This window comes from Amycolatopsis sp. NPDC024027, from assembly GCF_040638975.1.
Classification (GTDB): domain Bacteria; phylum Actinomycetota; class Actinomycetes; order Mycobacteriales; family Pseudonocardiaceae; genus Amycolatopsis.
On record NZ_JBEZYY010000029.1, the window covers coordinates 49,118 to 63,182 of the forward strand.

General features: G+C 70.8%; 16 protein-coding genes and 1 pseudogene. 8 read left to right on the plus strand and 9 right to left on the minus strand.

What is annotated here, in order from left to right:
* The first annotated feature begins 30 nt into the window (after window positions 1-30).
* Genes AB0F52_RS44540 through AB0F52_RS44550 form a run of 3 tightly spaced genes read left to right on the plus strand, consistent with a single transcriptional unit; the run spans window position 31 to window position 2,392 of the window.
* Complete coding sequence (locus tag AB0F52_RS44540; RefSeq protein WP_360184350.1) at window positions 31-369, plus strand: GNAT family N-acetyltransferase; 339 nt, start codon at window positions 31-33, stop codon at window positions 367-369.
* Window positions 366-1,487 carry an amidohydrolase family protein gene (locus AB0F52_RS44545; RefSeq protein ID WP_360184352.1) on the plus strand — a complete coding sequence of 374 codons (1,122 nt, stop codon included), beginning with the start codon at window positions 366-368 and terminating at the stop codon, window positions 1,485-1,487. The genes AB0F52_RS44540 and AB0F52_RS44545 overlap by 4 nt, the downstream gene beginning before the upstream one ends.
* Complete coding sequence (locus AB0F52_RS44550) at window positions 1,463-2,392, plus strand: ISAs1 family transposase (protein WP_360184355.1); 930 nt, start codon at window positions 1,463-1,465, stop codon at window positions 2,390-2,392. Before AB0F52_RS44545 ends, AB0F52_RS44550 begins: the two co-directional genes overlap by 25 nt.
* Before the next feature lie 100 nt (window positions 2,393-2,492).
* Here the strand turns inward: AB0F52_RS44550 and AB0F52_RS44555 are convergent, their stop codons facing one another.
* Both AB0F52_RS44555 and AB0F52_RS44560 read right to left on the minus strand, forming a co-directional pair.
* Window positions 2,493-2,675: a DUF397 domain-containing protein gene (locus tag AB0F52_RS44555; RefSeq protein WP_360184358.1), complete on the minus strand. Its 183-nt coding sequence runs from the start codon at window positions 2,673-2,675 to the stop codon at window positions 2,493-2,495.
* A gap of 6 nt (window positions 2,676-2,681) precedes the next feature.
* Window positions 2,682-3,533, minus strand: coding sequence for a helix-turn-helix transcriptional regulator (locus tag AB0F52_RS44560; RefSeq protein WP_360184360.1), 852 nt, complete (start codon window positions 3,531-3,533; stop codon window positions 2,682-2,684).
* A 209-nt stretch (window positions 3,534-3,742) separates the two neighbouring features.
* Here AB0F52_RS44560 and AB0F52_RS44565 point away from each other — a divergent pair, with 209 nt between their 5' ends.
* The 3 genes and pseudogenes from AB0F52_RS44565 (at window position 3,743) to AB0F52_RS44575 (ending at window position 6,207) form a co-directional block, all read left to right on the plus strand.
* Window positions 3,743-4,462, plus strand: a complete 720-nt coding sequence (locus AB0F52_RS44565) for a YoaK family protein (protein WP_360184363.1) — start codon at window positions 3,743-3,745, stop codon at window positions 4,460-4,462.
* Entirely contained in the window at window positions 4,459-5,070 is a 612-nt protein-coding gene (locus tag AB0F52_RS44570; protein ID WP_360184365.1) for a hypothetical protein, read from the plus strand. Before AB0F52_RS44565 ends, AB0F52_RS44570 begins: the two co-directional genes overlap by 4 nt.
* A 164-nt stretch (window positions 5,071-5,234) precedes the next feature.
* Window positions 5,235-6,207, plus strand: a pseudogene (locus tag AB0F52_RS44575) (IS481 family transposase).
* On the opposite strand, the gene AB0F52_RS44580 reads toward AB0F52_RS44575, so the two are convergent.
* From AB0F52_RS44580 to AB0F52_RS44600, 5 genes are all read right to left on the minus strand, one after another.
* Complete coding sequence (locus AB0F52_RS44580; protein WP_360184368.1) at window positions 6,204-6,941, minus strand: SDR family oxidoreductase; 738 nt, start codon at window positions 6,939-6,941, stop codon at window positions 6,204-6,206. The pseudogene AB0F52_RS44575 and the gene AB0F52_RS44580 overlap by 4 nt on opposite strands.
* A gap of 75 nt (window positions 6,942-7,016) precedes the next feature.
* Window positions 7,017-7,877: an amino acid ABC transporter permease gene (locus AB0F52_RS44585; protein ID WP_360184370.1), complete on the minus strand. Its 861-nt coding sequence runs from the start codon at window positions 7,875-7,877 to the stop codon at window positions 7,017-7,019.
* On the minus strand, window positions 7,874-8,521 hold the full coding sequence (locus AB0F52_RS44590) for an amino acid ABC transporter permease (RefSeq protein ID WP_360184373.1): 648 nt from the start codon (window positions 8,519-8,521) through the stop codon (window positions 7,874-7,876). Before AB0F52_RS44590 ends, AB0F52_RS44585 begins: the two co-directional genes overlap by 4 nt.
* Before the next feature lie 86 nt (window positions 8,522-8,607).
* The gene (locus AB0F52_RS44595) at window positions 8,608-9,534 is read right to left on the minus strand and encodes a glutamate ABC transporter substrate-binding protein (RefSeq protein WP_360184376.1); all 927 of its coding nucleotides are present in this window, start codon (window positions 9,532-9,534) and stop codon (window positions 8,608-8,610) included.
* Between the two features lie 55 nt (window positions 9,535-9,589).
* Entirely contained in the window at window positions 9,590-10,318 is a 729-nt protein-coding gene (locus AB0F52_RS44600; protein ID WP_360184476.1) for an amino acid ABC transporter ATP-binding protein, read from the minus strand.
* A 278-nt stretch (window positions 10,319-10,596) separates the two neighbouring features.
* Between AB0F52_RS44600 and AB0F52_RS44605 the strand changes: the two genes are divergently transcribed.
* Window positions 10,597-11,271 carry a response regulator transcription factor gene (locus AB0F52_RS44605; protein ID WP_360184479.1) on the plus strand — a complete coding sequence of 225 codons (675 nt, stop codon included), beginning with the start codon at window positions 10,597-10,599 and terminating at the stop codon, window positions 11,269-11,271.
* A gap of 3 nt (window positions 11,272-11,274) precedes the next feature.
* Window positions 11,275-12,672 carry a HAMP domain-containing sensor histidine kinase gene (locus AB0F52_RS44610; protein WP_360184378.1) on the plus strand — a complete coding sequence of 466 codons (1,398 nt, stop codon included), beginning with the start codon at window positions 11,275-11,277 and terminating at the stop codon, window positions 12,670-12,672.
* Here the strand turns inward: AB0F52_RS44610 and AB0F52_RS44615 are convergent.
* Both AB0F52_RS44615 and AB0F52_RS44620 read right to left on the minus strand, forming a co-directional pair.
* Window positions 12,669-13,601, minus strand: a complete 933-nt coding sequence (locus AB0F52_RS44615; protein WP_360184381.1) for a TAXI family TRAP transporter solute-binding subunit — start codon at window positions 13,599-13,601, stop codon at window positions 12,669-12,671. The genes AB0F52_RS44610 and AB0F52_RS44615 overlap by 4 nt on opposite strands.
* A 51-nt stretch (window positions 13,602-13,652) precedes the next feature.
* Entirely contained in the window at window positions 13,653-14,006 is a 354-nt protein-coding gene (locus AB0F52_RS44620) for a helix-turn-helix domain-containing protein (protein WP_360184384.1), read from the minus strand.
* Between the last annotated feature and the right edge of the window lie 59 nt (window positions 14,007-14,065).

Sequence of the window (14,065 nt, forward strand, 5' to 3'; positions counted from 1 at the left end):
TCTTCCGGTCCGCGCGTGCCAAGGTGGGGCATGGAGAGCACCGATCGGACGTCCGTCGACGAGGTCACCGGATTCGTGGCGACCGGGGAGTTCGGCATGCTCGCCGCCGACCCGGCGCGGCGGGGGCTCGGCCTCGGGCGGGAGCTCGTGCGGTTCGCCGAGCGGGCGAGCCGGGAGGCCGGGTGCCGGGAGATGCAGCTCGAACTGCTCGTGCCGCGGGACTGGACGCATCCGTCGAAGCAGTTCCTGGCCGACTGGGACAGCCGGCTCGGCTACCGCGTGACGCACCTCGCCGAGGACTACCCGCACCTCGCGCCGTCGCCGGCCACGCCGTGCGACTTCCTCGTCTATCGCAAGGACCTGCGGTGACGGTGCTCGCCGGGGCGCTCGTCTTCGATCCCGAAACCGGGGAGAGCACCCGTGCGGACGTGCGGCTGGACGGCGACCGGATCGCCGAGGTGGGGCTGGGCCTGGACGGCTCGCGCCTCGACTGCTCGGGCGGGCTGCTGATCCCCGGCCTCATCGACTGCCACGTGCACGTGGCTTTTCCGCGGCCCGAGCCGGTGCCGCGCAGTGCGCGGATCCTCGAAGCCGTGCCCGTGCTGCGCGGGCTGCTGGCGCGCGGGATCACCACCGTCCGGGACGCCTGGGGCGCCGATGCCGGGTTCAAGCACGCTCTGCGCGAAGGGTGGATCGCCGGGCCGGACCTGCTGGTCAGCCTGCGGCAGCTGTCGCCGACCGGCGGGCTCGGCGACAGCTGGGAGCCGCCCGCGGGCGCCGTCGACCACTACGGTGACCCGTCGCTGCCCGACCCGCTGTTCGACGGGCCGGACGCCGCCCGCGCAGCGGTTCGCCGGATGGTGCGCGCCGGCGCCGACTGGATCAAGGTCGGCGCGAGCGGGGCCATGCGGGCGGTGCGAGACGGTGTCGACGTCCGCCCGACCGACGACGAGCTCGCCGCACTGGTCGACGAGGCCCGCCGCGCCGGCCGGGACGTCCTGGCCCACGCGCACACGTCCGCCGCGGTCGTCTCGGCCGCTCGCGCCGGGGCGCGCAGCATCGAGCACGGCACCTTCCTCGACGACGACGCCGTGGCCGCGCTCGAGAACGCCTGGTACGTGCCGACGCTCTCGCCGATCAGCGACAGCGAGTTCGCCGAGACGCACCGCCGCTCGCTTCGGCTCGCGGTGGAAGCCGGTGTCCGCGTCGCCGCCGGTTCCGACCTCGCCCCGCGTCCCCATGTCGACTTGACGACCGAGCTGCGGCTGCTGGCCGCGGTGCTCGGCGAGGCGGCCGCCCTGAAGGCGGCCACCTCCGAGGCGGCTCGCCTGCTCCGGCTCGACGACGACCGCGGCCGGGTCGAGCCGGGGTTGCGCGCCGACCTGGTGCTGCTGGACGGCACGGATCTCGACGTGGCCGACCTGCCCGGGCGGATCCGGGCCGTCTGGCACGACGGGAAACCTTGTTACCAATCCGGCCAAAAGTAGGTCACCCCCGGACGGCAGGGTGCGTAGCCGCCCAGGTCGACGGCGACATCCTCGACGACGTGATCAGCGCCTGGCTCACCGACCACGACACCAACGACACCGACCCGGCCGAGACGACGCCGCCGGCGATCGCAGTGCACGGCAAATCCCTGCGCGGCACCTTCGCCCGCACCGGCGGCACCGGAGTGCACCCGCTCGCCGCGATCACCCACGACACGGCAACAGTGCCCGGCCAGCGCCAGGTCCCGGCCGGCAGCAGCGAAATCACCTGGCTCCCGCCGCTGCCGGACACCATTGACCTGACCGGGCGGGTAGTCACCGCCGACGCCCTGCACACCACCGCCGACCACGCCCACTACCTGCATCAACACGGCGCGGACTACGTCTTCACCGTCAAAGAGAACCAGCACCGTCTCCACGGCCTGCTCGACACCCTGCCCTGGCACGAGATACCCACCCACATCACCAGCGGGCACCGCCACAGCGAACGCCGCACCATCCAGCTCGCACCCCTGGGCGAATTCTTCGGCTATCCCACCATCGGCTTCCCGCATGCCCCGCACGCGTTCCTCATCGAGCGCTACACCACCCACCACACCAGCCGGAAACGCTCCGCCCACGCCGCATTCGGCCTCACCAGCCTCACCGGCCACCCCGCCCAGATCGGAGGCTACGTCCGCGGTCACTGGCACATCGAAAACAAACTCCACTGGGTCCGCGACGTCACCTACAACGAAGACCAATCCCGAGCCCGCACCAGCACCGCACCCCGCGTCATGGCCAGCCTCCGCAACCTCGCCACCAGCGCACACCGCCAAGCCGGGCACACCAACATCGCCAAAGCGCTGCGCCACACCGCCCGCAACGCCACCCAGGCCCTCACCCTGCTCGGAATACCCGCCTAAGCAACACAACGACTTTGCCGGAACCCTGCCCCCGGACGGGGGCAACCCGTTGCCACGAAGCCATTCGGCCGTGACTGTGGCCGGAGTGGTAACGATCGGCTCAGTAGCGCAGTGAGCTGAGCAAGGCGCTCCACGCGGGGTGGGGGACCGTCAGGTGCCCGGCGGCGGGCGCCTTCGAGTCGCGGACCGCCGTGACCTGCGAAGTCAAGGCCACCTCCACACAGGTCTGGTGTTCCTGGCCTTCGCTGTGGCTGCTCTTGAACCAAGTCCGCTCGCGGGCCACCCTCGATCACTCCCTCCGGCGTTCGTACTCGTCCGAGAACCGGACGAGCCACTCCCGTGATTGTCCCCCGGAGAGGGCCACTTGTTCCAGCCGTGTGACGAGAAGGTAGAAGGCCTCCACGGCGATGCGGTCGTCCACGAACAATCCCGCGGTGAAGGTCTCTTCGTAGACCACCGGTGCGTGTTCGGGGAACTCCATGACCGTGAAGGTCGTGCTCAGCACGCGGAACGTGGGATCCGACTCCGGCACCACCCGGATGACGCAGTGCGGCAGGTTCGTGGTGAGCACGAGGTTCTGCAGCTGCTCGTGCATGAGCGCCGGATTCCCCACGACCGAGCGCAAAGCGCGCTCGTGCACGAAGAAGGTGCAGACCGGCGGGGCGTGGCGTTGCAGCAGCTGCTGCCGGTCCACCCGGGCCCGCGTCAGCATGCCGAGCCGGTCGGAGGTGTAGCGCCCGGTGAGTTCGAAACAGGTGTGGACGTACTCCTCCGTCTGCAGCATCCCGGGGATGGCGGCCGGGCTGTAGTAGATGATCGATCGCGCGAGGTTCTCCTGGATGATGAGGGACTTCATCGGGTCCACGAGCTTGTCGAAGTACGGCCGCACCCAGTAGAGGTCGCCGGGCGGTTTGGTCAGTTCGAGGAGCCGCGCGCGTTCCGCGGCCCTGGTGCCGCAGTGGGCCAGGTAGATCGCCGCGTCGATCGGCGAGATGCTCCGGCCGTTCTCCCAGGCGGACACCTTCGACGCCGACCAGTCCGCGCGGCGGGCCAGCTCGCGCAGGGTCAGCCGTTTCAGCTCGCGCTGGCTCTTGAGTTCGCAGGCCATTTCCCGCGTGCGCACCGTGCTCTTTTCGGTCATGCCACGGACGGTAGAGGGAACCTCCGACAAAACGCCGCTCGCCGCGCGCGGATTCACCGCAAGGAGGTCGCTGTTCCGCCTGTGTGACAACGGAAGCAGCCCGCGAAGTGCTGCGAAGCCGCTTCGCGGGCGAAGCTGCTTCGCGCTTTCTTAAGCGATATACGAAATACTCATTTGGAATCGACGGGCGGTCGGTGTTGAATGCAGTCATGGCTGAACCGAAACCACGGGACCTGGCCGTCCTGCTGCTGGCGCTGACCGTCGTCACCGGCGTGGTCGACGCCGTCAGCTTCCTCGGGCTGGGGCGGGTCTTCGTCGCCAACATGACCGGGAACGTCGTGTTCCTGGGGTTCGCGGCGGCGGGGGAGACGACGTTGTCGGTGCTCGCGTCGCTGACCGCCGTGCTCGCGTTCCTGGCCGGCGCGCTCGCCGGCGGGCGCCTCGCCCGGCGCGAAGACGACTACGACGCCCTGCGGCAGGCGACCGCGGCGCAGGCGGCGCTGATCGCGGTGGCCGTCGTGCTGTCGGCGACCCTGGGCAGTGCCACGAGGCTGGGCAGCGAACTGCTGATCGTCGTGCTCGGGCTGGCGATGGGCCTGCAGAACGCGGCCGTCCGCCGCATCGGCGCGCCCGATCTGACGACGACGGTGCTGACGATGACGCTGACCGGTTTCGCGGCGGATTCGAAGGCGGCCGGTGGGCCGGGTTCGCACCCGCTGCGGAAGGTCGCCGCCGTGGGGGCGATGCTCGTGGGGGCCTTCGCGGGCGGGCTGCTGCAGCTGCACGTCGCGATGTGGGCCGCGCTGGCGGTGGCGCTCGCGCTGGTCCTGGGCGTGCTCGCCGTGCTGCACCGCACGCGGCGCAACGGCGCCACGGGGGAGTCGTCGTCCACAAAGGACGTGTCGGGAACCGAGGGGGAGCCAGGATGAGCGACGGATTCGTGCAGCTGTACCGGCGGGACTGGTCACCCGGGCAGGCGCGCCACCGGGTGGACTCGCTCGCGGCGGCCGGGATGGTGCTGGGCCATGTCCGCACCGGGCGGATCACCGCGCTCAGCGGGGAGTGGGAGACCTGCGGCGAGCAGATCGAAATGGACGCCGACAGCCTGCTCGCCGCCATGGCCGGGCTGGGGGAGAAGCCGTTCACCTTCCAGTACTGGATGGCCGACGACGAGGACGCCGACGTCATCTGCACGCTGACGCGGCACGGCGACGTGGTCGTCGAGTGCTACAGCCTCGACGGCTTCGGCGGCCCGGTCTACCGGAAGGGACAGGACACGGTGATCCGCCCCTTGCTGGCCGAGTTCCGGGCGACCGGGCCGTCCGCGATCGGGCTGGTCGTCGACCGCTGGGGGCCGTCGCTGGAGATCGACCTCGACGACATCGTGACCGGCGGCCCGACGCCGGTGACGATCACACCGGAACTGATGGTGCTGCAGCCGGAGGTCGCCCGGCGGCACCCTGAGCTGGGAGAAGTGCTTCCGTTCGGCGGCTTCCTCGCCCACGACGCGGAGGGGATCCTCGCGCTGGCCCCGTGACGGGCTGACTCTCGGCAAAGTCGAGCGCCCCTGCTAACTGTGATGTCCGGGGACGTTGTCCCGAGTTGAGGTGACCTGGTGACGGCCTGTCCCGCTGACAGGTGAAGGGCCTCCGGTTGTGAAGTGGAGCTGTCGAGGGACCGCTTCACCCACCGGAGGTCTTCGTGTCCCGCCCTAACGCCACCCTGACCCCACGCACCCGCCTGCGACTCGCGCGTCTGATCGTTGAAGAAGGCTGGACCTGCACCGCAGCGGCGAAGATGTTCATGGTCGCCGCGAAGACCGCCGCGAAATGGGCTCGCCGCCACCGGCTCGAAGGCGTGGCGGGGATGACCGACCGCAGCTGCCGCCCGCACCACAGCCCACCCCGCACCCCCCAAGCCTCTGGTCCGGGCGATCGTGCGGTGGCGCCAGCGGCTGGGCCCGGTCCAGATCGGCGGCCGGCTCGGCCTGCCCGCATCCACGGTGCACGCGCTGCCGGCTCCACCGCCTGTCCCGGATCGACCGGGTCACCGGTGAACCGCTGCGCCGCTACGAACACGACCATCCCGGTTCGCTGATCCACGTCGATGTCACCAAGTTCGGCAACATCCCCGACGGCGGTGGGCACCGGTTCGTCGGCCGAGCCCAAGGCGACCGTGACCGCGCCGCGACCCCGGGTAAGCCCCGCAACGCCTACCGAAACCCAAGATCGGGACCGGGTTCGTGCACACGGTGCTCGATGACCACTCCCGCGTCGCCCACGCCGAGATCCACACCGATGAAACCGCCGCCGCCACCGCGGTCCTGCGCCGGGCGGTGGCCTGGTTCGCCGCCCGCGGCGTGACCGTCGAGCGTGTGCTGTCGGACAACGGCCCGGCCTACCGGTCTCCTGCATGGCGCGAGGCTTGCGCCGAGCTGGGGATCGCCCCGAAACGGACCCGGCCTTACCGGCCACAAACCAACGGGGAAATCGAACGGTTCCACCGCACCCTGGCCGAGGGCTGGGCTTATGCCCGCTTCTACCCATCGGAAACGCTCCGGCGGGCCGCGCTACCGGGGCGGCTGCACTTCTACAATCATCATCGACCCCACAGCTCAACCGGCGGCAAGCCGCCAGTCACCCGGCTGACCAACCTCCCTGGACATCACAGCTAACCGAGCGCGCGGCCGCCGTCGACCAGGAGGCGCTGGCCGGTGACGAAGCCCGCCTCCTCCGAGGCGAAGAAGCTCACCGCCGCGGCCACCTCCTCGGGGGTGCCCAGCCGCCCCGCCGGGACCGACGCCCGGTACTCCTCGCGCTCGGCTTCCGGCACCTCCGCGTGCCGCTCCACCGGGATGAACCCGGGCGCCACCGTGTTGACCGTGATGCCGTCCGGCGCCAGTTCGCGCGCCCACGCCCGGGCCAGGCCGATCTGGGCGCTCTTCGCCGTCGCGTACGCCGAGCGGCCGGGGGGCGGGCGGTCCGCCACCTCCGAGTCGATGTGCACGATGCGGCCGTGGCGGCGGGCGCGCATCCCCGGCAGCACCGCGTGGCCCAGCAGCACCGGCGACCGCACGAAGAAGTCCAGCTGGGCCAGGTGATCCGGCCAGCCGACCGACGACACCGGTGCCTCCGGCTGCGGGCCGGTCGCGTTGAGCACCAGCACCGCGATCGGGCCCAGCAACGTCGTGACGGCGTCGACCAGGTCGCCGGCCTGGCGGCGGTCGGTCACGTCCGCGGCGAACGCCGCCGCGCGGCCGCCTTCGGCGAGGATGGCCTCCGCGGCGGTCTTGAGGTCGGCGTTGTCGTGCCGGCCGTTGACCGCGACGGCGAACCCGTCGCGGGCCAGCCGGCGCGCGATCACCCGGCCGAGACCCCGGGAACTGCCGGTCACCAGTGCGACACCCATGCCGCCGACGCTAGGGGACACCCCGGGACACGACAAGGCCCCCGGGACGTGTCCCGGGGGCCTCGAACGGGTGACTCAGGCCGAGGCGGCCACGAGGTTCTCGGTCGCCGCGGGCGGGGCCGCCACGACCTTCTTGTTGCGGCGGTTGCGCCGCTCCAGGTACGTCGCCAGCGCCGTCAGCAGCAGGCACATCACCACGTAGATGGCGGTCGCCACGATCGTCGACGGCACGATCGGCCGCCCGAACGTCCCCTGCGAACCGATGTAGCGGGCGTAGTACAGCAGCTCCTGGTAGGTGATGATGAAGCCGAGCGCGGTGTCCTTCAGCAGCACGACGAGCTGGCTGATGATCGTCGGCAGCATCGCCCGGACCGCCTGCGGCAGCAGGACCAGGAACATCACCTGGGTCTTGCGCATACCCAGCGCGTACGCGGCTTCGCTCTGGCCCTTCGGCAGCGACTGGATGCCCGCGCGGAAGACCTCCGCGAGCACCGAGCCGTTGTACAGCGTCAGGCCGAGGACCACACCGAGGAACGGGCTCGTCGGCACGCCGACGGTCGGCAGGCCGAAGTAGAACACGAACATCAGGATCAGCGCGGGGATGGCGCGGAAGAACTCCACGACGAACCCGGCGATCCCGCGGATCCACGCGTGGTCGGACAGCCGGCCGGCCGCGAAGATCGCACCGAAGATCAGCGCCAGCACGGCCGCGGCGGCGAACGCCTGGAGCGTCGACAGCACCGCGTTGCCCAGGTCGCGCTGCACCTGCGCGTACTGCAGCCACTCCCACTTGCGGGCGGTGAACTGGCCGCTGTCGTAGAAGCGCCACCCGATGTAGCCGAGGAACGCGAGCACCACGAGCGTGCCGACCACCGCGTAGGTGCGGTAGCGCAGCCGGGCCTTCGGGCCCGGGACGTCGAACAGGACGTTGGTCATCGGGCCACGCTCCAGCGCTTCTCCAGGCTGCGTTGGACGAACGACAGCACGGCGACCAGGATGATGAAGCCGAGGGCCACCCACAGGAGGCCGACCAGCTGGCTCTCACCGCGTTCGGACAGGTACGCGCGGATCGCGCCGGCCTCGGCGACGGAGAAACCGGCGGCGATGGTGGTGTTCTTCAGCAGCGCGATCAGGGTGCTGATCAGCGGCGGGACGACCGACCGCAGCGCCTGCGGCAGCACGACCTGGCCGAGGATCTGGGCGAACGTCAGCCCCAGCGCGCGGCCCGCCTCGGCCTGGCCGACCGGCACGGTGTTGATGCCCGAGCGCACGACCTCGCAGATGAACGCCGAGGTGTACACGGTCAGGGCGACCACCGCGGCCGGGAAGTAGTCGAGCTTGACGATGTCGAGCAGCGGGTACGCGAACACGAAGAACGCGAACACCAGGGTGAGCGGCGTGTTCCGGGCGATCGTCACGTACGCCGTGCCGACGGCGCGGAAGACGGGGACCGGGCTCACCCGCAGCATCGCCAGGATCGTGCCCCAGATCAGGCTGCCCACGGCCGAGAGCAGGAACAGCTCGATCGTGGTGAGGAAGAACGGACCGAACAGGTCCAGGTTGTTGAGCAGGACGTCCATGGAGCCTTCCCCGCGTCCGTGGTCAAGGGGTGGATGGAGAAGGCCGGTGGACCGGGAAGCCCGATCCACCGGCCGTCACGCGTGCGTCAGTACTTGTCGAGGGTCGGCTTCTTGGCGGCCGAGCCCGACTTGCCGAGGGTCGCGTCGTAGATCTTCTGCCAGGTGCCGTCGTCCAGCGCCTTCTGCAGGATGTCGTTGACCTTGTCGCGCAGGACCTTGTCGTCCTTGTTCAGGCCGATGCCGTACTTCTCCGTGGAGAACGTCTGGCCGACGACCTTCAGGGTGTCCGGCTCCTGGGCCGCGTAGCCCTTGAGGATCGCGTCGTCGGTGGTGACCGCGTCGACGTCCTTCGACTGCAGCTTCTCGACGCACTGCGAGTACTTCTGGAACTCGACGATGTTGGCCGGCTCGGTCAGGTTCTCCGAGCGGATCTTCTGGATCGGGGTCGAGCCGGTGACCGAGCAGACCTTCTTGCCCTTGAGGGTGTCCTTGCCGGTGATCGAGCTGTCGTCCTTGCGCACCAGCAGGTCCTGGCCGGCGAGGAAGTACGGGCCGGCGAAGGAGACGAGCGCCTTGCGCTTGTCGGTGATCGAGTACGTGCCGACGTAGTAGTTCACGTCGCCGTTCGCGATCGTCTGCTCACGCGCGCCCGAGTCGACCGTGCGGAAGGTGATCTTCTCCGGGTCGAAGCCGAGGCCGGCCGAGACGAGCTTCGCGATCTCGATGTCGAAGCCGCCGAACTTGCCGGTCGTCGGGTCCTTCATGCCGAGGCCCGGCTGGTCGTCCTTGGCGCCGACGGTCAGCGCGCCGGCCGACTTCATCTTGGCGAACACCGGGGAGCCGGCCAGGTCGACGCCGGTCGCGACCGGGTAGGTCAGCGCGGCGGGGGCGTTCGTGCCGCTCTGGTCGCCCGAACCCGGCGACGTCGGCGTGCCTTCCTTGCCGCAGGCGGTCAGCGTGGTCAGCGCCAGCCCACCGGCGAGCAGTCCCACCGCGAGGGTGCGGATCCTCATGTGAATCTCTCCTGTGTGTCGATCACCCGGGCGCCGACGGCGCCGCGGACCGTGCTCAGTGGGTAAGGATCTTGCCGAGGAAGTCCTTCGCGCGCTCGCTCTTGGGCGCGGTGAAGAACGATTCCGGCGTCGTGTCCTCGACGATCTCGCCGTCGGCCATGAAAATCACCCGATCGGCTGCCCGCCGGGCGAAGCCCATCTCGTGGGTGACGACGAGCATCGTCATGCCGTCCTTGGCCAACCCCGTCATGACGTCGAGGACCTCCTGGACCATCTCCGGGTCCAGCGCCGAGGTCGGCTCGTCGAACAGCATGACCTTGGGCCGCATCGCCAGCGCCCGCGCGATGGCGACGCGCTGCTGCTGGCCACCCGAAAGCTGCGCCGGGTACTTGTCGGCCTGGTTGGCGATGCCGACCCGCTCCAGCAGCTCCATCGCCGTCTTGCGCGCGTCGGCCTGCGAGGTCTTGCGGACCTTGACCGGCGCGAGCATGACGTTCTCGACGATGGTCTTGTGCGCGAACAGGTTGAACGACTGGAACACCATGCCGACGTCGGCCCGCAGCGCGGCCAGGGCCTTGCCCTCGGCGGGCAGCGGAACACCGTCGACGGCGATCTCGCCCGAGTTGATCGGCTCGAGCCGGTTGATCGCCCGGCACAGGGTCGACTTGCCCGAGCCCGACGGGCCGAGCACCACGACGACCTGGCCGCGAGGTACCTCGAGCGTGATTTCCCTGAGCACGTGCAGGTCGCCGAAGTACTTGTTCACGGCGGACGCCTTGATCATCGGCGCCGCCACCTCCGCGGTCATCTGGCCTCCCGGGTCGTTCGTGCAAATCGGGCATGGGTCACCACGCGATGGCGAGAACCTACCGTTGCTGCACCGGCTGGCAAGGCCGCTTGAGCAATACTTAGGGTTTCAAGTGAGTATCGATGTCCATTTTGGCGGGTGTCCACCGGAGGTCACGGGGAGTGACCGTCCGGGTGGCCGGTGCGGGACCCGACCGGACGTCCTAGAGTTCGCCCTACCGGCCGGTGGAGCAGGTCACCATGGGAGGCGGACGGGTGCGGGTGCTGCTGGTGGAGGACGACGACCGGGTCGCGGGTGCGCTCATCCCGGCGCTGACCCGCCGCGGCCTGGCGATCGCCCGGCTGGCCACCGGCGCCGGAGTGCTCGATCGGGTGCACGAGGTCGACGTCATCCTGCTCGACCTCGGCCTGCCGGACATCGACGGCGTGACGCTGTGCCGCCAGATCCGCGCGGTCAGCGACGTCGCGATCATCGTCGTCTCGGCGCGCGGCGAGGTCGACGACCGGATCCAGGGCCTGCGCGCGGGCGCCGACGACTACCTGGTCAAGCCCTACGACGTCGAGGAGCTGCTCGCCCGGGTCGAGGCCGTGCGCCGCCGCCGCGGGGAGCACGGCGCCGCCGAGCCGGTGGTGATCCGGGTCGGGGACGTCACCGTCGACGTCTCCCGGCACGAGGTGCTGGTCGACGGCAAGGCGGTCGCGCTGTCCCGCAAGGAGTTCCAGGTGCTCGCGCTGGTGGCGGGCGCGCGCGGCGCGGTCTGCTCGCGTGAGCACGTGCTCACCGAGGTGTGGGGCCACCGCGGTCCCGCGGAGAGCCGTTCGCTGGACGTCCACGTCGCGACGCTGCGGACGAAGCTGGGCCGCCCGGCGCTCATCGAGACGGTCCGCGGGGTCGGGTACCGGCTCGGCGGCCAGGTCGCCCGGAGCTGAGGCGTGCGCGTCCGGCTGCAGGGCATCGTGCTGACGCTGGTGGCGTTGCTGGTGTTCGGCCTGGGCATTCCGCTGGCCAGGAGCATCGCGGCCGGCGTGCAGCAGGACTTGTTCCTCGACCGGCTGACCGACACGGCCCGGTTCGCGTCGCTGGCCCAGCGCCCGCTGCTGGACAACAAGCCGGACCTGGTCGACTCCGCCCTGCGCCGCTACACCGAGGTGTACAGCGTCCAGGTGCTGGTCTTCGACCAGGACGGCAGGCAGGTGGCCAGCTCGCTGGGGCCGAATGCCGCGCGGCTCGACAGCCACGCCGAGCAGATCAGCGGGCCGGCCCACGAGGCGCTGGCCGGGCGCCGCTCCCAGTCCGGCGGCGTGCTGATGCCGTGGGACGCCACGCCGCTGGTGCTCGCCGAACCGGTGCTCGCCGACGGCGAGGTGCACGGCGCGGTGGTGACCGTGTCCGACACCGGGGCCGAGCGGGCCGAGGTGCTGTGGTGGTGGCTGCTGCTCGCCACGGGCGGGATCCTCGCGTTCACGCTCGCGCTGGCCGTGGCGATCCCGGTGGTCCGGTGGATCCTGCGGCCGGTGCAGCGGCTCGACGACGCCACCGGCGCGCTGGTGGCGTCCGTGGTCAGCGGGCGGGAGGCCGAGCCGGTGGGGGAGAGCGGCGGGCCGCCGGAGCTGCGGCAGCTCGGCCGGTCCTTCGACCGGATGGCCGAGAGCGTGTCCGGCGCGCTGGCCGCGCAGCGCGCGTTCGTCGCCGACGCCTCCCACCAGCTGCGCAACCCGCTGACGGCGCTGAAGATCCGGCTGGGCAACCTCGAAGGGCACGTCGACGACGAGCCGGCGTCCGCCGACCTGGACGCCGCGCGGGTCGATGCGGGGCGGCTGCACCAGATCCTGGACGGGCTGCTTTCGATGGCCCGCGCCGAGGCGTCCGGCGGGGAGCTGGATCCGGTGGTGCTCGATGACGTCGTCGCCGAGCGGGTCGCCGACTGGACGGTGGTCGGCCAGGCGCGGGACGTCCGGCTGGTCGTCGAAACCGCCGGCAGCGGCACGCGGGTGTGCCTGCCGCCGCGGGGTGCCGAGACGATCCTGGACGCACTGCTCGACAACGCGCTGAAGTTCACCGCGGCCGGCACCGAGATCCGGGTCGCCGTCGAGCGCGACGGCGACCGGGTGCGCCTGTCGGTGCGCGATCACGGGCCGGGCCTGCGGCCCGAGGAGCTCGACCGCGCGCGGGACCGGTTCTGGCGCAGCCCCGCCCACCAGAACGTGCCCGGCTCGGGGCTGGGCCTGGCGATCGTCAGCGAACTCGTCGCGCATGCCGACGGTGAACTCGAATTGGACCTGCCCGAAGGCGGCGGTCTCCGGATCACGATGACGTTCCCGGCCGGCTAGCCGGGTAGGTAGGTCTTTTCCGTCCGGAAGTAGCGGAGTGCGCCGGGGTGGAGGGGAAGCGGCTGGGTCTCGATGCCGGGGTGCACGTCGATCGACAGCGCCGCCGGGCTGGCCTGCGCGAGCTGGTGCCGGGCGTCGAACAGGCCGCGGACCAGCGCCTCGGCGACGTCGGCGTTCATCGACTGCCGCACCACCAGGAAGTTCGGCACGATCAGCGTTGTCACCGGCAGGAACTGGTTGTAGGTGCTCGCGGGGATGGTCGCGGTGCCGTAGACCTCGCTGAGCGTCCGCATTTTCGGCATCTGGTCGCCGATGTCGACCAGCCGCAGCTGGTTCTGGTACGTCACGATTCTCGGCGTCGGCAGCCCGCCGGACCAGAAGAACGCGTCGACGTCGCCGCGCAGCAGCGCGGCGATGGAGTCGTCGAGGCCGTGGAGGCTCGTGCTGACCGAGCCGGTCAGGTTGGCCGCGGCGAGCAGCTTGTACGCGATGAACTCGACGCCGGACGCCGGCGAGCCGATCGCGATGCGGTGGCCGCGCAGCTGGTCCACCGACCGGATGTCGGAGTCGGCGCGGACCACGACGTGCAGGTAGTCGTCGTGGATCCGGGCGAGCGCGGCCAGTTCTCGGTGGGTCCTGTGCTGCTCCTCGGCCACGTCGGCGGCGACGAAGGCGACGTCGGCCTGGCCGGCCAGCACCTTGTTGACGTTGTCGGGCGAGCCGTCGGTCTGCAACACCTGCGGCCGCTCGATGCCCAGGCCGGCCTGCCAGGCGTTGGCGAGGGTCTGGGCGAGCTTGTCGTAGACACCGCCGGGGTTGCCCGCGGCGATCCGCAGCCGGAGGTTCCCGAAGCCGCCGCTGCAAGCAGCGGGCGCCAGCAGCAGGGCGGCGGCCGCCGCCAGTGCGCTCCTCCGCCGGACCGTGGCCATGGCCCGATCGTGCCAGACTCGGCGGCTTCCGGTCAGCTCAGCCGCCGATGCTCAACCGAGTTCTCCCGCCTGGTGCGCCGCCCAGTCGGCGCTCCACGCCTTGACCGCGTCCAGCACCGGCCCCAGCCGCGAGCCGATGCCCGTGAGCGCGTACCGGACCTCGACCGGCCGGGCGACCGTCACCACCCGCTCCACGACGCCGGCCAGCTCGAGTTCCTTGAGCCGCTGGGAAAGCATCGCGTCGGTGATCCGGGGGATGCGTTCGCGCAGCTCGGTGAACCGCAACGCGCCCGAGCGCAGCTGGTCCAAGATCACGCCGGTCCACCGGCGGCCGATCAGCTCGATGGCCGTGTGGAAGTCGGGGCGCTCGTTCGCGGGCCCCGGCTCTTCGGGTTTCGCCTCCATGTCGCCGACCACCGTAGCCCGCTCTGACTTTCGTTGCCTACTATCTTTTCCGTAGTGTA